Genomic DNA, 20,296 nt, shown 5'->3' on the forward strand with positions numbered 1-20,296 from the left:
CAGGTGACAAGTAAAGTGAAAACGTTAGAGTGGAAAACGACAGAGCCTGAAGAGACAAAAAACATTGCCAGACTGGCAGCAAAGTATGTTCTGCCCGGTGATGTCATCACATTGGAGGGCGACCTTGGAGCAGGCAAAACGACTTTTACAAAAGGATTTGCCGAAGGGCTCGGAATCAAGCGGGTTGTCAGCAGCCCGACTTTTACCATTATCAAAGAATACCGGGACGGCTCTCTTCCGCTGTTTCATATGGATGTTTACAGAATGGAAGATGAAACGGAAGATCTCGGATTAGATGAATATTTTGAGGGAGACGGCGTCTGCCTTGTGGAATGGGCGCATTTGATTGAGGAGCAGCTTCCGAAAGAGCGCCTAGAGGTGGTCATTAAGCGGCTTGGCGATGATGAACGAAAGCTGACCTTTACCCCTAAAGGCAGCCGCTACGAAAATCTTTGCGAGGAGATCAGCAAACATGACGATACTTGCGATTGATACATCCAATTTAACGCTCGGCGTGGCATTAGTTAAAGACGGAAAAGTGATAGCCGAGCATATATCCCACTTAAAGAAAAACCATTCAGTCAGAGCTATGCCGGCGATCGACGAACTCCTTAAAGAGTGCGGTTTAGAGCCGAATGACCTGACCCAAATTGCAGTTGCCAAAGGTCCGGGTTCATATACAGGCGTGCGGATCGGTGTTACGATTGCAAAAACGCTTGCATGGTCATTAAATATTCCGATTAAAACCGTTTCAAGCCTTGAAGTGCTGGCGGCAAACGGCCGTTTTTTCCAAGGCTTGATTTGTCCGTTGTTTGATGCCAGACGCGGTCAGGTTTATACGGGACTATACCAGTATAGGGACGGTAAACTGCATGGCTTGGAAGAGGACCAAAACATTCTGCTTGAGGATTGGCTTAAAAAACTGAAAGCCATGGATCAGCAAGTCCTTTTCATAGGAAGTGACACAGAGATTCATCAGGAGATGATCGAACAGATTCTCGGTGAACAAGCGGTCATTTCTGGCCCTGCCCTGCAGCTTCCACGACCTTCAGAATTGGCTTTAATCGGAGAACTTAAAGAGCCCGAGCCTGTGCACAGCGTTGTTCCAAACTATATTCGTCTGGCCGAAGCCGAGGCCGTCTGGCTTGAAAAACAAAAGTAAACGGGTGAAGCCATGAACACGCAAATGGTCATACGCGATATGAATCCAAAAGATTTGGACCAGGTTTTTGAAATTGAAAAAAGCTCTTTTTCTTCTCCGTGGAAAAAAGAATCTTTTCATCATGAGCTTTTTCACAATATGTATGCTCATTACCTCGTTCTCGAAGTTGAGGAGCAAGTTGTCGGCTACTGCGGGATTTGGATCGTCATGGATGATGCCCAGATCACCAACATTGCCGTTTCACCTGCATATCGGGGCCGCCGTTTAGGAGAAGCTCTTTTGAAAGCCGCGATGAAGCTTTGCCGGATGAAAAAGGCGGTTCAGCTTTCTTTAGAGGTAAGGGTATCGAATCATATTGCACAAAGCTTATACAAAAAGCTCGGCTTTGAGCCGGGAGGAATTCGTAAAAATTATTATACCGATAATGGGGAAGATGCATTATTAATGTGGGTGAGACTAAATGAATCATAAAAAAGATCTGTATGTATTAGGAATCGAAACAAGCTGTGATGAGACGGCCGCCGCGATTGTCAAAAACGGAACGGATATCATTTCAAATGTCGTAGCGTCGCAAATCGAGAGTCATAAACGGTTTGGCGGCGTTGTTCCCGAGATCGCATCAAGGCATCACGTGGAACAGATGACGATCGTGCTTGAGGAAGCCTTTGCACAAGCGGACATGACATTTGATGACATTGATGCCATCGCAGTAACGGAAGGACCGGGGCTTGTCGGCGCTTTATTGATCGGCGTGAATGCCGCGAAAGCGCTCAGTTTTGCCCGGGGCATACCGCTCGTAGGCGTCCATCACATTGCCGGTCACATCTATGCCAACAGACTTGTTCAGGACATTCAATTTCCGGCGATTGCCCTTGTCGTCTCAGGCGGCCACACCGAACTCGTGTATATGAAAGAGCACGGCTCATTTGAAGTCATCGGAGAGACGCTCGACGATGCGGCAGGCGAAGCCTATGACAAAGTGGCGAGAACGATGGGGCTTCCTTATCCGGGAGGACCTCACATTGACAAACTTGCGCAAAAAGGCGAGGCAAATGTGCCGCTACCGCGCGCATGGCTTGAAGAAGGCTCTTATCATTTCAGCTTCAGCGGATTGAAATCTGCAGTCATCAACACGCTTCACAACGCTTCACAAAAAGGTGAAACGATAGCTCCGGAAGATTTGTCAGCCAGCTTTCAGGAAAGCGTCATTGATGTCCTCGTCACAAAAACGGAACGCGCTGCGAAAGTTTATGGCGTCAAACAGGTGCTGCTTGCCGGAGGAGTTGCTGCAAACAAAGGGCTGAGAGCGGCGCTCGAAAAAACGTTCAGCAGCCATCCGGAGATTGAGCTTTTGATCCCGCCGCTTTCGCTGTGTACGGACAATGCCGCGATGATTGCCGCCGCAGGTACGGTTGCTTTTGAAAAAGGAATCAGAGGAAAATATGATATGAACGGTCAGCCTGGCTTAGATCTGACGTCTTATTAAAACCTCACGCTCTGTGAGGTTTTTTTGCCCGGGAATAGTTATTAACAGGTTATTAACATATATCCACAGTCTTGTGTATAATGTTAAAAACCTTAATTTACAGACCTTTTTTACCTGTTAATAATGTGTATAAATATTATGTTTTTTGTGGATATTGTGGGTAAATCGCTTTCTTTCTTTTAAATAAAGGATTTTAATTGTGGACAAAAAAACCGCTCCGGCTTGGAGCGGTTCATCCTTTATTCATTTGTAGAGAGTGTTTCCCATTCTGTTAACAGTTGTTCAAGCTCCTCATTCAGCCGTTCATTTTCAGAGTGGATTTCCTGGACCTTCTCATGGTCTTGGAAGACGGCGGGGTCACACAGGAGCTCCTCATTTTTTTCGATCTGTTCTTCAATGTCCGTAATTCTTGTTTCGATTTCTTCAATCCTTCGCTGCCGCTGGCGTTCTTTTCTTTTCAGCTCTTTTTCTTCCTCATAGCTCTTTTTTGCGCCAGGTTTTTCGGAAGCGTTTTTCTGATGCTCTTCCGTCTGTTTTTCTAGTTCTTTCAGTTCAAGCTGCTGCGCTTTTTTTTCTGTGTAATAATCGTAGTCGCCTAAATATTCTTCTGCTTTGTCGCGGGAAAGCTCCAGTACTTTTGTCGCGATCCGGTTGATAAAATAGCGGTCATGGGACACAAATAATATCGTTCCCGGGTAATCGATCAAAGCGTTCTCCAAGACTTCCTTGCTGTCCAGGTCGAGATGGTTTGTCGGCTCATCAAGAATAAGGAAGTTCGCTTTTTGGAGCATCAGCTTGGCGAGGGCAAGCCTTGCTTTTTCGCCGCCACTTAACGCGTGTACAGGTTTTAATACGTCTTCTCCCGAAAACAGGAAGTTGCCGAGGCAGGTCCGGATATCCTTTTCATTCATTTCCGGATAATCGTCCCAAAGCTCGTCAAGCACGCGTTTTGACGACGTCAATTCAGCCTGTTCCTGGTCATAGTAGCCGATTGAGACATGGGAGCCTGTCGCGATTGTTCCCGATACCGGCTGCAGCTTTTGAATCAATGCTTTTAAAAGGGTTGACTTGCCGATTCCGTTCGGTCCGACCAGTGCAACGCTTTCCCCGCGGGTGATGTGAAAGTTCAATGAACGGAGAAGCGGGGGCTGCTCCTGATAGCTTACTGTCAAGTCTTCCACCCGCAGTACATCGTTTCCGCTTTGCCTTGTAATTTCAAAGCGGAAAGACGCCGACTTTTCATCTCCGAGCGGTTTGTCCATGATCTCCATCCGTTCAAGCTGCTTTCGTCTGCTCTGCGCCCGTTTCGTCGTCGAAGCTCTAGCCAGATTCCGGTCGACGAACTCCTGCAGCTTGGCGATTTCGTCCTGCTGCTTTTCATAAAGCTTTGTTTCCTTTTCCAGCTGTTCGGCTTTTAATTGGAGATAAGAGCTGTAGTTCCCGGTATATTTTTTGCTTTGGGACCGGCTGATCTCGTAAACTTGGGTAACCACTTTGTCAAGAAAGTACCTGTCATGGGAAACGATTAAAATCGCTCCGCTGTAATTTTGCAAATATTGTTCAAGCCATGTCAGGGTATCGATATCCAAGTGGTTTGTCGGTTCGTCCAAAATGAGGAGGTCGGGTTTTGTCAAAAGCATTTTTCCGAGGGCAAGCCTTGTTTTTTGACCTCCGCTTAAGTCCTGGACGCGGACGGAGTCGTCAAATCCCGCAAAGCCGAGCCCGTGCATGACGGATCTGACCTCTGCCTCATATTGGTAGCCGCCTTTGTCCTTGAACTCCTGCTGAAGCCTGTCATACGTCTTCATCAATGATTCAAGCATGTCCGGTTCGGCCTGCGCCATCTTTTCCTCGATCGCGCGCATTTCTTGTTCCATTTTTTTCAGAAAATCAAATACCGACAGCAATTCCTCTTTGAGCGTCAGCTTGGAATCGAGGCCGGAATGCTGGTCAAGGTAGCCCATCGTCAAATCTTTCGGCTTGATGATGTCCCCCTTTTCATATGAAAGTTTTCCTGCGATAATCTTTAGAAGAGTCGATTTTCCGGCGCCGTTGCGTCCGACGATCGCAATCCGGTCCCGAGATCTGACTTCGAGTTTTATATTAGTTAAAATCGTATCGGCTCCAAACGATTTTGAAAGTTGGTTCACTTGTAAAATCATCATGATCTTTCACCTCTTGTCTGCTATTTTAAGTGTAGCCTATCACTACGCAGTCAGCAAACAATTAAGTGAAGTCTGGAAGATTTTAGCCAAAGAAAAAGACAGAATGAAAAAAATAGTGTATGATCGTTATAAGGAGAGTTCAGAACATGAATGAGTTTACACATTTTAATGAACAAGGCAGAGCCAGGATGGTTGATATAAGCGAAAAGGAAACTTCAGTACGCACAGCTGCGGCTGTTTCAAGCGTGTCTATGAATCGGACAGTACATGAAAAAATCAAAAACCGGGAAATCGGAAAGGGCGATGTATTGGCGGTGGCGCAAGTGGCCGGAATCATGGCCGCAAAACAGACATCCGCCATCATCCCGATGTGCCATCCGATCGCTCTGAAAGGAGTCGACATCGCCTTTCGCTGGGAGGAGAAAGAACAGAAGAGCATCCTGCATATTCAATCTAAAGTGAAGACCAAAGGGAGCACAGGTGTGGAAATGGAAGCGTTAACTTCGGCCTCCGTATGTGCGCTGACCGTATATGACATGTGCAAAGCGGCGGATAAGGGAATGGTGATAGGACCGACCTTTCTTCTCGAAAAGACAGGTGGGAAAAACGGTGACTATAAAAGGGAAAAAGCTGATGTAGACATGGAGGATTAGTTTATGAACATGGATCATTCAAAAATTCCGCAAGCGACAGCGAAACGGTTGCCATTATATTATCGTTTTTTAAAAAACCTTCATGCATCCGGAAAACAGCGTGTATCTTCCGCTGAGCTGAGCGATGCCGTCAAAGTCGATTCTGCGACCATCCGCAGGGACTTTTCGTACTTCGGCGCGCTCGGAAAAAAAGGATACGGCTACAATGTCAATTATTTGCTGTCCTTTTTCAGAAAGACGCTTGATCAGGATGAAATGACGAACGTAACGCTCATTGGCGTGGGGAATTTGGGGACAGCCTTTCTCCATTACAATTTTATCAAAAATAATAATACAAAAATCGCCATGGCGTTTGACATCAATGAGGAAAAAATCGGAACCGAGGTCGGCGGTGTTCCCGTCTATGATCTGAATAGACTTGAAGAGCATATGACGGATGATATCCCCGTCGCCATTTTGACGGTACCGGCTCAAGCCGCACAGTCGATTACAGACAGGCTGGTGGAGCTTGGCATTAAAGGCATTCTTAATTTCACGCCGGCCCGCTTGAATGTGCCGGAACACATTCGCATTCATCATATAGATTTGGCGGTTGAACTTCAGTCGCTGGTGTATTTCATGAAACATTATTCAATGCAGGAAAAGTAAAACGGAAAACGAAAAATAAATAAAGGAAAGGGGGCAGGCTTTATGCCAATCGGTCCTGGAAGCTTTATTTTAATTGTCGTGGTGGCGCTTTTGATATTCGGCCCGAAAAAACTTCCCGAGCTGGGAAGAGCAGCGGGAAACACGCTGAGGGAGTTTAAGAATGCGACAAAAGGTTTGGCTGACGACGATTCCGATAAAAAGAAAGAAGATCAGTAGGATAGGATGACATTTATGAAGGAAAGAGAAATGTCGCTGATAGAACATATCACAGAACTACGCAGACGGCTTGTGATCACTTTTTTCTTTTTTGTTTTATTTGTTGTGGCAGGCTTTTTATTGGCAAAGCCGCTGATTATCTATCTGCAGCAGACGGATGAAGCGAAGCTGCTGACGCTCAACGCGTTCAAGCTGACCGATCCTTTATTTGTGTACGTGCAGTTCGCTTTCATCATCGGCGCCGTCTTGACTTCGCCGCTTGTTTTATACCAGCTGTGGGCTTTCATCAGCCCGGGGCTGTATGAAAAGGAACGAAAAGTGACGCTCAGCTATATTCCGATATCGATCATTCTTTTTTTAGGCGGCATTGCCTTTTCTTACTTTATTTTATTTCCGTTTGTCGTGGACTTTATGACGAGAGTCTCAGATGATCTGAATGTCAACCAGGTCATCGGAATACACGAATATTTTCAGTTTCTGCTTCAGTTGACGCTTCCTTTTGGCTTATTGTTTCAGATGCCTGTGGTCATCATGTTTATCACAAGGCTCGGCCTCGTGACGCCGATGTTTTTGGCGAAAATCAGAAAATACGCATATTTTGTGTTGTTCGTCATCGCGGCCCTCATTACACCGCCTGAGCTTTTGTCGCATTTAATGGTCTCAGTGCCATTGCTCATTCTTTATGAAATCAGTATTGTGATTTCAAGAATATCCTACAGGCAGGCGCAAAAAACAATGATTCAAGAGGAAAATCAAGCGTTTTTGAACGACCACACAAAATAAGAGCCATTCTTTTTCAGAATGGCTCTTTTCCTTCACAAAAAAGGCTATTGATCTTTTCGTTTCATCTTGCCGGCCAGGGCGAACATTTTAAAGGAAATGCTGATATTATAGGCTGCGAAAAGCATCAGCAGGATCGTGTAAAAAGACCACATGCTTCCGGGCGAGGTTGCCGCCAGATATGTAAACAGCACACCCGTTAATAAATAAATCGCTCCCCAGAATTTAGGGCTTCTCATCATAGAAATCCTCCAATAATCATTTGCATTTTCTCGGCGTGTTTCAAATATTCTTCAATAGGCTCCCGGAACGTCTGCAGTAAGACGACGAGCGTATTCATGGCGACATGGGCGAAAATAGGCACGATAATCCGGTTGGTTCTGACATATAAAAAGGCGAATGTGAATCCCATTGCTGTATAAATGAGCAGATGGCTGAAATCCAAATGGACGACCGAGAAGAGCACCGAACTGAACAAAGCGGCAATAAAAAAATTCGTTTTCTCATAGATTGCACCGAAAATAATCTTTCTGAAAATGATTTCTTCAAGAATCGGACCAAATACAGAAGAGACAAACACCATCAGCGGCAATGCGGTGATGATTTCCATGATCCGCTGCGTATTTTCCGATTCCGGGGTGACCCCGAACAAGTACATTTCGATCGAAGCGGCAATTGACTGCGAAAACAAAGCGAGAAAAACGCCGGCTACCGCCCATCCGATTGATGCTCCAACCGATGCTTTCGGCCGGTTGCGAAGCGTCGTCTTCGGCACCGTCCGCAAAATCAGCAGCACGATAACGAGACAGAGGGTAAACGCGATGACAGACCAGACGCCTGTCAATGTAAGCTGGGCTTCAGCCTTTGGCTGTCCTTTGCCCACTCCCAAAAAGTAAAGAAGAGGCAAGCCGACAGCGGCCGACAATTGCATGAGAACGTATGCCAATATAATAAACCAGTATTGTTTTCTCAAGCTTTATGTACTCCTTTTCTAAAAATCTAATTCAGACTATGTTTATTGTAACACACTCTTTTTAAATTATAGGATGATAAGGACATGCGGAGAAATGTAAGCGCAAAAAAATTTGACCTTATCACTTGAAATTGCCTGGGAGATTCTTTATTATAAGAATTGTGTTAGCACTCACCGAGTGCGAGTGCTAAAATTACATATGAAAATATTGAGGAGGTTGTTTCATTGTTAAAGCCATTAGGTGATCGCGTTGTCATTGAGCTCGTTGAGTCTGAAGAAAAAACTGCCAGCGGAATCGTACTTCCTGACTCCGCAAAAGAAAAACCACAAGAGGGTAAAGTGGTTGCAGCCGGTTCAGGCCGTGTGTTAGAGAGCGGAGAGCGCGTTGCATTAGAAGTTAAAACAGGCGACCGCATCATCTTCTCAAAATATGCAGGTACCGAAGTGAAATATGAAGGTACTGACTACTTAATCTTGCGTGAAAGCGACATTTTAGCTGTTATCGGCTAAGTCATAAATAAAAACGAGACAATTATATAGGAGGTTCGAATAACATGGCAAAAGATATTAAGTTTAGCGAAGAAGCCCGCCGTTCAATGCTGCGCGGTGTAGATGCATTGGCCGATGCTGTAAAGGTAACTTTGGGACCTAAAGGACGCAACGTCGTTCTTGAGAAAAAATTCGGTTCTCCATTAATCACAAACGACGGTGTTACCATCGCGAAAGAAATCGAGCTTGAAGACGCGTTCGAAAACATGGGCGCAAAGCTTGTTGCTGAAGTTGCGAGCAAAACAAACGATGTTGCCGGTGACGGTACAACAACAGCGACAGTTCTAGCTCAAGCGATGATTCGCGAAGGTCTTAAAAACGTAACTGCCGGCGCTAACCCTGTAGGCGTGCGCAAAGGTATCGAGCAGGCTGTGGCTGTAGCGGTTGAAAGCCTGAAAGAAATCTCCAAACCAATCGAAGGCAAAGAATCAATCGCACAAGTTGCTTCAATCTCCGCGGCTGACGAAGAAGTCGGAAGCCTGATCGCTGAAGCGATGGAGCGCGTCGGCAACGACGGTGTCATCACGATCGAAGAATCAAAAGGATTCACAACAGAGCTTGAAGTGGTTGAAGGTATGCAGTTCGACCGCGGATATGCGTCTCCTTACATGGTGACAGATTCCGATAAGATGGAAGCGGTTCTTGAGAACCCGTACATCTTAGTAACAGACAAAAAAATCACAAACATTCAAGAAATCCTGCCGGTGCTTGAGCAAGTTGTTCAGCAAGGCAAACCGTTGCTTCTGATTGCTGAAGACGTTGAAGGTGAAGCTCTTGCAACATTGGTTGTCAACAAGCTTCGCGGAACATTCAACGCAGTGGCTGTTAAAGCGCCTGGATTCGGAGACCGCCGCAAAGCGATGCTCGAAGACATCTCTATCCTGACAGGTGCCGAAGTGATCACAGAAGATTTAGGTCTTGACCTTAAATCAACTCAAATCAACCAATTGGGACGCGCTTCTAAAGTTGTTGTGACAAAAGAAAACACAACAATCGTTGAAGGTGCGGGAGATACAGAGCAAATCGCGGCACGCGTCAACCAAATCCGCGCTCAAGTTGAAGAAACAACTTCTGAGTTCGATAAAGAAAAATTACAAGAGCGCCTAGCTAAGCTTGCAGGCGGCGTAGCTGTCATCAAAGTCGGCGCTGCGACTGAAACAGAATTGAAAGAACGCAAGCTTCGCATCGAAGACGCCCTGAACTCTACTCGCGCTGCGGTAGAAGAAGGAATCGTATCCGGCGGTGGTACAGCTCTTGTCAATGTTTACAATAAAGTAGCTGCCCTTGAAGCTGAAGGCGACGAACTGACTGGTATCAACATCGTTCTTCGCGCTCTTGAAGAACCAATCCGTCAAATCGCGCACAATGCGGGTCTTGAAGGATCTGTCATCGTTGAGCGCCTGAAAGGCGAAGCTATTGGTGTAGGCTACAACGCTGCAACAGGCGAATGGGTGAACATGATCGACAAAGGTATCGTTGACCCTACAAAAGTAACACGCTCAGCTCTGCAAAACGCAGCATCTGTAGCGGCTATGTTCCTGACAACTGAAGCAGTTGTTGCCGACAAGCCTGAAGAAAAAGGTGCTGCAGGTGCCGGAATGCCTGATATGGGCGGAATGGGTGGAATGGGCGGCATGATGTAAAGCCCAGCGTCCGCAAAAAACCTCTTGAGAAATCAAGGGGTTTTCTTTTTTTACAAAAAAAGCTCCTGTTTAAGCGGAAAAAACATCCTCCTACAAGCTACCGTCCGGCATCTATAAAGTGAAAAGCCCGATGATGAAAGGAACGGCTGTCCGGCAGATTCAGTTAGCGCTGGCGAGTCTTTATTTAAGGGGCTAAGAATAACGGCATTGATGGCTATTACGGGCTGAAGACAGCTGATGCAGTCAGACGATTCCAATTGATGAATGGGCTGACTCCTGACGGTATATATGGACCTAAGACTAAGATGAAAATTGAAGCATTATTAAAGTAGGCTCTCTTTTTTTTGATAAGGACTATTTCAGGAAAAATTAAAAGTGTTGAGGGCGAGTTTTTTTCACTTTTCGCCTATATTACGCAGAACGATAGTGAGAGTGGGAATGTCTAAAAATTGGTTATTATGGAGTGATATGGAGATGTTTGTTTTGAATGAAAGAGCAAAAACTATTAATTTAGTTTAATTTTTCGAATGAACTTATAACCATTTTTATTTAAAAATACAAAAATATGTATTTTTGATAAAAAAGTGGTGTTATACTTTATTTAGGCCTAAAAACACTTGCGGATGCATCTGCTGATGGGAGAAAATTATGTTGAAGAAAAAAGTTATAGCAAGTTCTTTAGTATTTACAATGTTGCTCTCAACTGCCCCTATTGCCTCTTTTGCAGCAGAAAAAGAATCGAGTAAGCGACAAGATGTGTCAATTGTCCAAGTTCAAAAAACTGTACTGCAAACTATGTCTGAAACTAAGAATCAAACTGCTGTAAAAACAAGCGGTGAATACACCACTCAGGGTTTGAAAAAGGATGCACTTGTTTGGGCGCTTAGGCACGGGGGCAACCTTGTAGGAGATCTTTTGAGTAATTTGAGCAAGAAAAATGCAAATTACGTCAAAAAGTATTCTAAGCAAATTGCTGATTTTCTTGACAGTGTTTCCAACAGTATTGAAGCAAGATTAATTGATTTCATGATCTTTGAGTTAGGAATACCAGCATCTTCTGCCCGTACGATTGCATGGGCAATTATGTTGATTATTGGTTAAATGATTAAAGGAGTGACTCGATGAATTCAGAAAAAGAAATAGAACTTCTCAAGTATCAAATTTATCTGCTCAAGACAATTATCGATGGGGACGATCATCCATTTTTCATGTTTGCATTGGATCATAACCTAAACGAGAAGCAAGTGAATGCAGTTCTTGAAATTTTAGGTGTATTCTCTAATCGTTTGAGTGGAGAAAAAGAGTCTCTCGAAATTAGGAAAAGCTCTGCAAACAAAAAATTAGAAGAATTCGGGATTGCTGCTGAAGAAGTCTTGAAAGATGAAAAACCAACAAGGAAAGAGTTTGAAAATTATAAGAATAAAATTTTGTCTTCAGAGATTGAAACTAAATACTTATTAATGAGTCTTCAAAGGCAGCATATTCAACCAACTGTTTGTGAATATTTACTGAAAGATATTTAAACTTTGAATCCCCCTTCATTTAATTGAGGGGGATTTTTTTATGATAATTTAATGAAATGGGTGTCTCCTTTCAAATCTACTACATGGCATTTACGGGCCGAAGACAAAGGCGAAAATTGAAGCTTTATTGAAGTAATCAAAAAGGCCCTTTCTTGTGTAAAGGGCCACATACTTTTTTTGCTTATTCCTTTTCCAAAGCTCCATTAATATAACCATTAATTGATTGAATGAGTCCTGCATCTGCTTTTATTTTTGCAGTAATCTCTCCTGTGATATTGATTTCGATTAAACCTTGGTCATCCTTATTTATTTCAATGTTTCCTCTATATGTATCTGATAATGTCTTCATTTCTAAAGAATGGATATTGAAAATATCCACTTCAAGAGCAATTGAATTATATCCTAAGTTAGCCCACTTTTTCAGTGGCTTTTCCGCATAAAACGGCATATCAAAATGCAGAGTTACTTTTCTACCTTCTTCTTTAATATAAATGCCTTCGATACGTATATTTTCTAATTTAGGAATCTCATTATATAGACTTTTTAAAAAATAATTTTCCTCTAAATTTTCGTACCACATAATATCACCTCAAATTATTTTTTGAATGGATAATGATCTTTTGTCCCTGGGACTTTTCCTGTTCGAGGATTATCAAATGGCCTTACATTAAAATGAGGCCCTTGTCTACCTTTTTCATGACCCACGCTATGATCTTATATTATAATTTTTCTGACCCTTGTTATTTGTATAGATATACTCTTTGGTCCAAGTAATTTTACCATTTTCGTCTTTTATTACACGGCCACGTTCATGGGGAGCGGTTCGCATCTCTACACGACGAACTGATTCGGGGTGTTGAAATCTAGTAATGCCCGCATCCTTTTTCGCTTCATTAAGGGTACCGTTTCTGCATTGAATAAAAGAAGGCGCCAGATGTGGCACCCTCTAAAAAATATTTATATTTATTCTAATCCTGAATATGGATTTTCAACGTTTCCTTCTAATTCCTCAATAGTTTCCTCTATAAGCTCTCTAACTTCTACACTAGGGTTTTCTTTAATCATTTCCTGTAATGCTTTAAAGCTTTCTGGAAGTCCCAAATAAGCTATTATTGATGTGGCATTGTCAATTAGATCATAAGAATTTGCATCTAAGATATTTTTTATTAACATATCTATTTTATGTTTAATTTTGTCGTCCAGAATTTTATAAGTATGCCATTGTCTTTCTGAAAGTTGGTATATTGCTTCTGATAATTCAATATAACTGACACTATCCTTTGCACTTTCATAAATATCAACAATCTGATTGAAATACTTCTCTAATGTATCTTCAGGTAAAGAATCTGGTAATTCATCAAACTTAGAAAAATCCATGTTCGTTTCACTCTCCTACAACTGGAATGTGTGTTATGTTACTAGGTTTTTTATGGAGTTTACCATCTTGTCCTAGAAGTTTTTTTTGTATTTTTATTTGGGCAGTCCACATATTTCCGGAATTACTGTCCGGAAATTTCTCTTTTGCGTTTAAATCCGGTGAATGCCACTTTACTTCTACTTTTTTCCATCAATTCAAAGTTGTATTTGTATCCTTTTTTTATAGTTTCACTTGCTTTAAAATTGTTTGGTGTACCCTTTGGTATCATGGATTCTAAATCATTAGCGGTAATTTTTCCATTCTTGAGCTTGCTAGTCGCAAAACTCAGATCAAAATCTTTAACTTTGTCTTTTCCCTCAGAAGATTTTTTGGGCGTTTCCTTTGCTGGTTTAGAAGGATTTTGCTCAACTTTTCCAACATCCTTAGCTGCTTTTGTGCTTTTATCTACCTTCGCAACTTTCTTTCCCGCTTCTTCACCCTTAAATAACTTGAAGCCGCGTTGTCCGTACTTAAATGCCTTTCCGAAAGGTGTGACACTCAATCCGGCGATCAAACGGTCCCCACTATCTTTAACGATTTTGCCTGTCGCAAGGTCATATCCAAACGCTGCTCTTACTGCATCATACACACCTGTAAATTCCATCGCTGTATCGAAATATTTAGCAAAGTCGCTTTTTTCCACATTCTCTGGAAGGGTGTAGGCGGGTTCTATCTTGACGATTGTATCACCATCTATGTATGCCCGGTAAAGCGTATCGTTAAATACTCTATAATCTTTTTTAAGTTTATTCAATTCCTCTTGAGTGTACTCTTTGGTGGAAACCTTTTGCGTAGCCAATTTTTTTAATCGATCTGGGTCGGCGAGAGTGTTAATTTCGGCATCTTCTTTGTCTCCGACTTTTTTCAACATGGTACCCATCGCTGTTTCTTGATTTCCACTCAGGTTATCCATCTCATCCGGCTTTAAAATCGCACCTTTTTGATAACTGGTGATTTCAATTTTGGGGCCGGTATACATCTTTTCGAGCCGCGCCATGTATCTCTGCATCGTCTCAAGATCGTTTTCAGCTGTTTTGAGGGCGTTTGTTTGCTCGCGGTCAAACGCATGCAGCTTTTCAAGAGTCGTGCTGATTTCCTTTAACGCTTTCTGATTCTGTTCATGAAAACCGCTGTCATTCAAATCCGGTAAATCTACGATATGGCTGACTTTTGCGATTGTGGCGTTGGTCTTGGAAACCAAATGTTTCGTTGTTCGATCAGCCGCATTTAAGCCATTCTCCAGTTCGTGTTCGAGAAAGGATTGTGAAATAAATCCGTTGTGGTTAGGTTCCAAGGAATTCAGCGCGCTTTTCATTTTCTTCAGCGCGGTACTGTGTTTTAGTTATTTCCACTGTCAACTTGACAGGGGACAGTTCATAATGAGAAGGGCTTTTCTCTTTAAATTCTTCGTGAATATGTATCACGCCGGATGAGCTTGTATAAATTGTATTTTTTTCGAGATTTGTTTTCATCTTACGTGTGATAAATTTCTTGATTTCTGCTTTTCTCACAGTCTTTCATGATTTGAAACACTTCCGTGTTGTCCTTTTGAATGAGTCTGAAGAATAAACATAGTATCTGTACCCCGAATCATATACACTTTTATGTCGCTTTCATCATTTGGATTTTGTGCCATTTTCATTTTTGCTACAACTTCTAGATGGTCAAGAGTAACGTCTATAAATTTCAAGTTATCGCCTCCTCTGTAAATCAATCATAAGGAGCATGTGTTCTCTTATCGATTCTAAAAAGACCCACCAAATGGCGGGCTACTTGAATAGTTTACCTAATAATTTTCCAGTCGTTTTCCCGGCAGCACGTCGGGCTAACGCTTTCCGATAGTTCCGTTTTTCACCGCGTTAACATCCCCAAAATCTTTGCCGATTTGTATAAAGTTGATCTGATTTTGTTGATACTCATTTATCTGGTCCCTTTTCGTATTAATGGTTTTATTATAACAAGGAAAAAGTGAAAGGCTTGTTTACTTTTTCAGTATATTGCCCACCATTTGCCCACAATGGGTAAAATTTTCGCATATTTTTGCTTGTTTTTAAAAGGGCAAAGACGGGCAATGAAAACACCCGAAACCCCTTGTACTGTAAGGGCTATACGGGGTTAGCAAGGTATTGAAGGGCAACAATAACAGAAATGGGCGGCATGATGTAGCCCAGCGTCCAAACGCTTATATATCAAGGAAAAGAGGCTCTTTTTAGAGGACGTATAAAAACCCTTTTATCCATGGAATGATTTCCTTTTGGGGGATTATGGTATAATTAGATTCTGAGCTTTTTATAGAAAGGCTAAACAATTGATGTCGCACAACAAACTAATGTTTTTGCTTTTATCATTTTCATCTATTATACATCTGCTCGGTACAATTTCTGACCCTGCGTCCAGCTGGAAGTCCTGGTTGGTGAACATTGCTTTCATTTTATTGGCCCTTCTCTTTTTAAATCTCACTTTAAAAGAAAAGAAAGAAAATCAACAGAACAAGTAACGGTACGCTCTTCTCAAAGAGAAGGGCATATATTTTATAAAGAATGAGCAGTCGGCCAGTGCCTCAGAAGTCATTGTTCTTTTCGGGAGGTTTTAAAAAAATGGTCAAAAAAATTGTAAATCGATTGAATTCATTTTCCCTGCTGGGGACAATCTTTTTTATCGGCAGTTATTTGACGTACAAATTTAATGGCATAGAGCTAGTTGGGTTCCTGTACTCAGGCATCACTTTTTTGATAATCCTGATAGCCACCACCATAATGTTAGTCAGGCTAAAAAGAAAAGGAATCAATGAAAATAAACAGGCTTAATGCATGCTTTTTCTTATTTTAGCTTCTCTCCATTAGTGTACCTTTTCAATCCGAAAATATAGATCATCATGAAAGCATCACACGTCCAGTACATCAAATGTCATCTCCTGTTCATACTAATAGCGGGAGGTACATCGACTTATGCTGAAAATTTGGATGACTGGACTTTTATTATTAGCGCAGCCTGCAGGGCATTCTGACAGCTTAACGATCACCCAGCAAGGGAAGAAAGTGGCCGTTGTGAACCGTGAAGATTTTACAATGCCGCTTCCCGGGACACCGTTGATTGATGATAAAAAATACGCCGAGTTCGTTGACAGGCTTGAGCGGAAAGTACACAAGGATCCCGTCAACGCCGTGATCAATGATCAGGGAAGGATCGTTCCCGGCAAGGTTGGCTACAGCCTTTCCAGGAAGGGGGTTAGAGAGCAGTTTTATGCGTATTTTTATGGGGATGGCCCGTCCACGATAGAAGTGCCTGAATTGAACATTTACCCGAAAGTGGACAGCGAACTGCTTTCCCATATCCGGACACAGCGGATCGGTCAGTATGTGACGTATTTTAATTCCGGGAATAAAAGCAGGACGCACAACATTTCACTCGCGGCAAAAGCGATCGACAATCATGTTGTGTTTCCTAATGAGACGTTTTCATTTAACAAAGTTGTCGGTATGAGGACGCCGGACAAGGGGTATATGAAGGCTCCGGTGATCGTGAGAGGCGAATTGTCTGAAGGGGTTGGCGGAGGCATTTGCCAGGTTTCGTCAACATTGTTTAATGCGGTTGACCGGGCAGGACTGGAAATCGTCCAGCGCTATTCCCACAGCCGGCGTGTCCCTTATGTTCCGCCGGGGCGCGACGCGACGGTCAGCTGGGGCGGGCCTGATTTGCGCTTTCAAAATAAATATAACCAACCGGTCTTGATCAGGGCGAAACGGCATGGAGGAACGATGATTGTTACACTTTATTCCTCTGATGTGGTCAATCATCAGCTGCGGAAAGTTCCGAAGGCTCCTTCTGAAATCCCAAAAGAAGAGCATCAGGGCGGGGATCACTGAAGGCGAATGTTCATCTGGGCTGCACTTGTTCACACAATGTACAATAAAATCCTTTAGTCTGTATGATAGGATGAGACAAGGACATCTTTAAATTTCAGACAAGAGGAGATGATCGAGTGACATGGCTTTTTGTAACCTTTTTGGTTATCTTCAGTCTTTTTAAAATATTGGTCACTTGCCTTCCGAGCGGTGTCGTAGAGTGGCTGACCGGCAAATTTCAAGTTCATGTTAAGCTTGAGGAAGCGAATGTTACAGTGACGTTCGGAGGAGAGCGTTTAGAGGGATCTGACAAGAGTCAATTTATTCAAAACTTTAATGAGGCCGTATTTATGGAGCGGTATTACATCTATCCGGGAGACGAGCCGCTTTTTGTAAATCCGAAAAACGCCGGGACACCGTTTGTTATCGAAACAAAAAGAGGAAAAAACGCTGTGAAGCTGTTGGTGTACAGATACGATGATCATATAGACGTTGTTAAACAATATAAGAAAAAGACGGCCGCTTATTGTCTGCGTTCTGACGGTCTGCAAAAATGCAGGGGGCTCAAAACGGCGGATTTGGTTTAAAAAGCAGGGAAAACCTGCTTTTTTATTATGATATGAAATAAAGCCTGACAGCGCTGTAACCGATCAAAAATAAACAAGCAGCGATCGTAAAGATAAATTCTCCTTTTTTATTCTTCTTCAAAAGAACGAATGAACGCACACCGAGGTTCAGTCCAAACAGGGTGAATCCCACATTCAAATAAACGGGATTGAACCCGGATGGAATGATGAGAAGAAATATCCCGGCAAGCGTGATATAATGGAACGCTTTGACAAGCGGCGGTTCTTTTTCCCGCGCTGTACGGCTGTCCATTTCACCATCACCTTTCTTTGGCGATAAAATCCTTGTATTGCATATTATTCTAATTTAAAATGTGGTTGATGAAAAGTCTTGCACAGGGAGAAACGCCATGACCATACATATTCAACAGCTTGATGCCCCTCTGAAGCCTGAGTTTGTTGCTGAACTGATTAATTTGTGGAATGATAATGCATTGGAAACGGCTGATTGCACATTGGATGATCAAGATAGAGAAATGATACAGCAGCAGCTGAAACAATATGTTCAATCTGCATACGGAGCGGTTTTTGCCGTCGTGAATGAGAGGCAAGAAGCGGTCGGATACGGGCTGGCCTCTATTAAGAAAGATTTGGTCAGCGATTGTCTGAGCGGGCACATCGATGAAGTGTACATAGCCCCGGTCTATCGAAGAAACAAGCTGGGAAAGCTTGTTGCAGATCGTATGATGGATTGGTTTGAAAGGCATCAAGTGTCTCACGTTCAAGTATCGGTTGATATCGATAATCAATCGGCGCTGCGTTTTTGGGAAGGCATCGGCTTCAGCAGTGAATTTTACCTTTTGACACAATAAATATTTTTAGAATCATGGAGGCGGTGCCCTCATCATTATGACCCGGCCGCCTCGCTAAAAAGCCCCTTTTAAGGGGCTTTTTTGATGAGCTCAGGAGAATTATGATGTGGTGAATTGACGAGAGGCGCGACTTCATACGCTTCCATCTCTTTTGACGCATATGGTTTTAAAAGGCTTTCTAAGTATGCAAGGTCTTGATTTTTCGGATTCAGCCATTCTTTTTCAGCTTGACGATCAAGAATGACGGGCATGCGATCATGAATATCTTTCATTAAATCGTTGGGCATTGTCGTAATGATTGTGCATGTATAGACGGGCTTGCCGCCGGCAGGCTGCCACTTCTCCCAAAGCCCCGCAAACGAAAACAGTCCATTTGTTTTGAGCTTGATCCTCATCGGCCGCTTTGTCTTTGCATCGGTCCGCTTCCACTCATAAAAACTGTCTGCCGGAATGAGACACCTTTGTCTGATCAGCGGCTTTCGAAAGCTCGGCTTCTCAGCCAAAGTCTCAGCGCGCGCATTGATCATTTTATAACCGATTTTCTCATCCTTTGACCACGGCGGAATCAATCCCCACCGCAGCCGCCCTAACCGGTTATGGGAACCGTCGCTGATGACGGCGAGAATGCGCTGGGAAGGCGCGATGTTATAACTGGGGCTGTAATCTTCAACCGTCATTTGATCAATCTCGAAACGGTCAATAATCTCATCAAATTCAGAAAAGAGCGTAAACCTGCCGCACATCTTAGTCACCCTTGTTTGTTTATTGAAAGTTTGAGGCTTTTATATATAAATGGCCAACAAGGCCGCTGAAACAGCCATGATAAAGCAGTCATCGCCCGTCATGGCCACACCGTTTTTGATGAATACGCTGCAGGTCCAGTTGAGCGCCGATCCTTCTGCGGTCCGGTCAATCAGCTTTTTACCCGCTGTGTAAACACATGCTTTAAATAAAGAAAACGAAATGGAACATAAAATAAAGAGCAAAATAAACTTTACCACCAACATCAGCATTGGCTTTTCACCCCGGAATATTTTGTAAGCTCCACCTTCATTTTACCAATAAATTCATATGTTAAAACCATATTCTTGTTTTATTTTATTGACCGACTGGTCAGCAAGCGCTACAATTTATACTAACCGATTGGTCAATAACGAAAAGGAATGATGATCAATGCCTTTACAGCTTTATGAAAAAGAACAAATACTCGATGCCTGTTTGGAGATTTTTGCCCGGCACGGCTATGCAAAGACTTCGACCGGAATGCTGGCGGAAGCGGCCGGTATTTCAAAGGCGCTGATTTTTCATCACTTTAAAAGCAAAAAAATTCTGTACTTAACTGTGCTCGATTATTGTATTGAAAAGGTAAAGTCGCGCCTTTCCCTTGATGACCTGTCGTCTTATCATGATTTTTTTGAAGCGAAAGAAAAAATAAGTCTGGCTAAGCTTGAGTTTTTCGCGGATTATCCAAATGTATATAAGCTCACGAAAGAAGCCTTTTTTTCGCCGCCTTCCGAATTAAAAGAAGAAATCGCCGCAAAGTATGGGGAGCAATTTGTCGTTAGAAATCGTATTCTAAAACAGCTTTTCGCAAAAGTTCCGTTGAGGAAAGGAGTCGATCGTGAAGAGGCGTTCGAACTCATCATGGTCATGATGGGGCATTTTGAACAAAAGTTTCTAGCGAAAGTAACGGCTGAGAACGATTATGATCCAGCCTGGAGCAGACGTCTTCTTGAAGAACGAAAACGGTTTTTGGATATGATTCGTTTCGGTATTGAAGGCGAATAAAAAGGGGGAT

26 protein-coding genes and 2 pseudogenes are annotated in these 20,296 nt (G+C 42.9%); 17 read left to right on the top strand and 11 right to left on the bottom strand.

Features of this window, described 5'->3' with window-relative positions:
- The first annotated feature begins 15 nt into the window (after positions 1 to 15).
- From tsaE to tsaD, 4 genes are read left to right on the top strand one after another with little or no spacing between them, the layout of a single operon-like run.
- Entirely contained in the window at positions 16 to 492 is a 477-nt protein-coding gene (tsaE, locus tag MHB72_RS03225) for a tRNA (adenosine(37)-N6)-threonylcarbamoyltransferase complex ATPase subunit type 1 TsaE (RefSeq protein WP_020450323.1), read from the top strand.
- The gene (tsaB, locus tag MHB72_RS03230; protein ID WP_216921481.1) at positions 473 to 1,162 is read left to right on the top strand and encodes a tRNA (adenosine(37)-N6)-threonylcarbamoyltransferase complex dimerization subunit type 1 TsaB; all 690 of its coding nucleotides are present in this window, start codon (positions 473 to 475) and stop codon (positions 1,160 to 1,162) included. Before tsaE ends, tsaB begins: the two co-directional genes overlap by 20 nt.
- A gap of 12 nt (positions 1,163 to 1,174) precedes the next feature.
- Positions 1,175 to 1,633, top strand: a complete 459-nt coding sequence (gene rimI, locus MHB72_RS03235) for a ribosomal protein S18-alanine N-acetyltransferase (protein WP_023855532.1) — start codon at positions 1,175 to 1,177, stop codon at positions 1,631 to 1,633.
- Complete coding sequence (gene tsaD, locus MHB72_RS03240) at positions 1,623 to 2,648, top strand: tRNA (adenosine(37)-N6)-threonylcarbamoyltransferase complex transferase subunit TsaD (protein ID WP_145929757.1); 1,026 nt, start codon at positions 1,623 to 1,625, stop codon at positions 2,646 to 2,648. The genes rimI and tsaD overlap by 11 nt, the downstream gene beginning before the upstream one ends.
- Before the next feature lie 239 nt (positions 2,649 to 2,887).
- On the opposite strand, the gene MHB72_RS03245 is transcribed toward tsaD, so the two are convergent.
- Positions 2,888 to 4,813 (bottom strand): ABC-F family ATP-binding cassette domain-containing protein, encoded by a 1,926-nt coding sequence (locus MHB72_RS03245; RefSeq protein WP_216921479.1) that lies wholly within the window; start codon positions 4,811 to 4,813, stop codon positions 2,888 to 2,890.
- Positions 4,814 to 4,959: 146 nt separating this feature from the next.
- Between MHB72_RS03245 and moaC the strand changes: the two genes are divergently transcribed.
- Genes moaC through tatC form a run of 4 tightly spaced genes read left to right on the top strand, consistent with a single transcriptional unit; the run spans position 4,960 to position 7,113 of the window.
- Positions 4,960 to 5,466 (top strand): cyclic pyranopterin monophosphate synthase MoaC, encoded by a 507-nt coding sequence (gene moaC / locus MHB72_RS03250; protein WP_216921464.1) that lies wholly within the window; start codon positions 4,960 to 4,962, stop codon positions 5,464 to 5,466.
- A gap of 3 nt (positions 5,467 to 5,469) precedes the next feature.
- On the top strand, positions 5,470 to 6,114 hold the full coding sequence (locus MHB72_RS03255; protein WP_020450329.1) for a redox-sensing transcriptional repressor Rex: 645 nt from the start codon (positions 5,470 to 5,472) through the stop codon (positions 6,112 to 6,114).
- 42 nt (positions 6,115 to 6,156) lie between these two features.
- Entirely contained in the window at positions 6,157 to 6,330 is a 174-nt protein-coding gene (locus MHB72_RS03260) for a twin-arginine translocase TatA/TatE family subunit (RefSeq protein WP_020450330.1), read from the top strand.
- Positions 6,331 to 6,336: 6 nt separating this feature from the next.
- Complete coding sequence (gene tatC / locus MHB72_RS03265) at positions 6,337 to 7,113, top strand: twin-arginine translocase subunit TatC (protein WP_095293002.1); 777 nt, start codon at positions 6,337 to 6,339, stop codon at positions 7,111 to 7,113.
- A 44-nt stretch (positions 7,114 to 7,157) separates the two neighbouring features.
- On the opposite strand, the gene MHB72_RS03270 is transcribed toward tatC, so the two are convergent.
- Together MHB72_RS03270 and MHB72_RS03275 are read right to left on the bottom strand one after the other, a co-directional pair.
- Complete coding sequence (locus MHB72_RS03270; protein WP_023855536.1) at positions 7,158 to 7,349, bottom strand: YdiK family protein; 192 nt, start codon at positions 7,347 to 7,349, stop codon at positions 7,158 to 7,160.
- Complete coding sequence (locus tag MHB72_RS03275; RefSeq protein WP_026578972.1) at positions 7,349 to 8,083, bottom strand: CPBP family intramembrane glutamic endopeptidase; 735 nt, start codon at positions 8,081 to 8,083, stop codon at positions 7,349 to 7,351. The genes MHB72_RS03270 and MHB72_RS03275 overlap by 1 nt, the downstream gene beginning before the upstream one ends.
- 225 nt (positions 8,084 to 8,308) lie before the next feature.
- Here MHB72_RS03275 and groES point away from each other — a divergent pair, with 225 nt between their 5' ends.
- From groES to MHB72_RS03300, 5 genes and pseudogenes are all read left to right on the top strand, one after another.
- Positions 8,309 to 8,593 (top strand): co-chaperone GroES, encoded by a 285-nt coding sequence (gene groES / locus MHB72_RS03280; RefSeq protein ID WP_003179248.1) that lies wholly within the window; start codon positions 8,309 to 8,311, stop codon positions 8,591 to 8,593.
- A 44-nt stretch (positions 8,594 to 8,637) separates the two neighbouring features.
- The gene (gene groL / locus MHB72_RS03285) at positions 8,638 to 10,275 is read left to right on the top strand and encodes a chaperonin GroEL (protein ID WP_216921461.1); all 1,638 of its coding nucleotides are present in this window, start codon (positions 8,638 to 8,640) and stop codon (positions 10,273 to 10,275) included.
- 79 nt (positions 10,276 to 10,354) lie between these two features.
- Positions 10,355 to 10,607: pseudogene (locus MHB72_RS03290) on the top strand (peptidoglycan-binding domain-containing protein); the annotation flags it as partial.
- A 316-nt stretch (positions 10,608 to 10,923) separates the two neighbouring features.
- A complete protein-coding gene (locus tag MHB72_RS03295) occupies positions 10,924 to 11,376 on the top strand; it encodes a hypothetical protein (protein WP_216921339.1) in 453 nt (150 codons plus the stop codon).
- A 20-nt stretch (positions 11,377 to 11,396) separates the two neighbouring features.
- The gene (locus tag MHB72_RS03300; RefSeq protein ID WP_216921337.1) at positions 11,397 to 11,798 is read left to right on the top strand and encodes a DUF1878 family protein; all 402 of its coding nucleotides are present in this window, start codon (positions 11,397 to 11,399) and stop codon (positions 11,796 to 11,798) included.
- A 181-nt stretch (positions 11,799 to 11,979) separates the two neighbouring features.
- On the opposite strand, the gene MHB72_RS03305 is transcribed toward MHB72_RS03300, so the two are convergent.
- The 5 genes and pseudogenes from MHB72_RS03305 to MHB72_RS03325 form a co-directional block, all read right to left on the bottom strand.
- The gene (locus tag MHB72_RS03305; RefSeq protein ID WP_216921334.1) at positions 11,980 to 12,378 is read right to left on the bottom strand and encodes an Imm50 family immunity protein; all 399 of its coding nucleotides are present in this window, start codon (positions 12,376 to 12,378) and stop codon (positions 11,980 to 11,982) included.
- Between the two features lie 14 nt (positions 12,379 to 12,392).
- Positions 12,393 to 12,503: an HNH/endonuclease VII fold putative polymorphic toxin gene (locus tag MHB72_RS03310; protein ID WP_268461037.1), complete on the bottom strand. Its 111-nt coding sequence runs from the start codon at positions 12,501 to 12,503 to the stop codon at positions 12,393 to 12,395.
- 258 nt (positions 12,504 to 12,761) lie between these two features.
- Positions 12,762 to 13,175, bottom strand: coding sequence for a hypothetical protein (locus MHB72_RS03315; RefSeq protein WP_216921316.1), 414 nt, complete (start codon positions 13,173 to 13,175; stop codon positions 12,762 to 12,764).
- A 436-nt stretch (positions 13,176 to 13,611) separates the two neighbouring features.
- Positions 13,612 to 14,554: pseudogene (locus tag MHB72_RS03320) on the bottom strand (T7SS effector LXG polymorphic toxin); the annotation flags it as partial.
- A 168-nt stretch (positions 14,555 to 14,722) separates the two neighbouring features.
- Positions 14,723 to 14,905 carry a hypothetical protein gene (locus MHB72_RS03325; RefSeq protein ID WP_216921313.1) on the bottom strand — a complete coding sequence of 61 codons (183 nt, stop codon included), beginning with the start codon at positions 14,903 to 14,905 and terminating at the stop codon, positions 14,723 to 14,725.
- 1,258 nt (positions 14,906 to 16,163) lie between these two features.
- Between MHB72_RS03325 and MHB72_RS03330 the strand changes: the two genes are divergently transcribed.
- Both MHB72_RS03330 and MHB72_RS03335 read left to right on the top strand, forming a co-directional pair.
- The gene (locus tag MHB72_RS03330; protein WP_020450369.1) at positions 16,164 to 17,081 is read left to right on the top strand and encodes a VanW family protein; all 918 of its coding nucleotides are present in this window, start codon (positions 16,164 to 16,166) and stop codon (positions 17,079 to 17,081) included.
- A gap of 116 nt (positions 17,082 to 17,197) precedes the next feature.
- Positions 17,198 to 17,647 (top strand): YfmQ family protein, encoded by a 450-nt coding sequence (locus MHB72_RS03335; protein ID WP_020450370.1) that lies wholly within the window; start codon positions 17,198 to 17,200, stop codon positions 17,645 to 17,647.
- A gap of 25 nt (positions 17,648 to 17,672) precedes the next feature.
- Here the strand turns inward: MHB72_RS03335 and MHB72_RS03340 are convergent, their stop codons facing one another.
- Entirely contained in the window at positions 17,673 to 17,939 is a 267-nt protein-coding gene (locus MHB72_RS03340; RefSeq protein WP_216921310.1) for a hypothetical protein, read from the bottom strand.
- 97 nt (positions 17,940 to 18,036) lie between these two features.
- On the opposite strand from MHB72_RS03340, the gene MHB72_RS03345 reads away from it, so the two are divergent.
- On the top strand, positions 18,037 to 18,498 hold the full coding sequence (locus MHB72_RS03345) for a GNAT family N-acetyltransferase (protein ID WP_216921307.1): 462 nt from the start codon (positions 18,037 to 18,039) through the stop codon (positions 18,496 to 18,498).
- A 68-nt stretch (positions 18,499 to 18,566) separates the two neighbouring features.
- Here MHB72_RS03345 and MHB72_RS03350 read toward each other — a convergent pair whose 3' ends face one another.
- Positions 18,567 to 19,241, bottom strand: a complete 675-nt coding sequence (locus MHB72_RS03350) for an SOS response-associated peptidase (protein ID WP_035337105.1) — start codon at positions 19,239 to 19,241, stop codon at positions 18,567 to 18,569.
- A gap of 39 nt (positions 19,242 to 19,280) precedes the next feature.
- On the bottom strand, positions 19,281 to 19,511 hold the full coding sequence (locus MHB72_RS03355) for a hypothetical protein (protein WP_216921304.1): 231 nt from the start codon (positions 19,509 to 19,511) through the stop codon (positions 19,281 to 19,283).
- Positions 19,512 to 19,671: 160 nt separating this feature from the next.
- Here MHB72_RS03355 and MHB72_RS03360 point away from each other — a divergent pair, with 160 nt between their 5' ends.
- Entirely contained in the window at positions 19,672 to 20,286 is a 615-nt protein-coding gene (locus MHB72_RS03360; protein ID WP_216921302.1) for a TetR/AcrR family transcriptional regulator, read from the top strand.
- The last annotated feature ends 10 nt before the right edge of the window (positions 20,287 to 20,296 follow it).

This window comes from Bacillus sp. FSL K6-1284 (genome assembly GCF_038002625.1).
Classification (GTDB): Bacteria; Bacillota; Bacilli; order Bacillales; family Bacillaceae; genus Bacillus; species Bacillus paralicheniformis.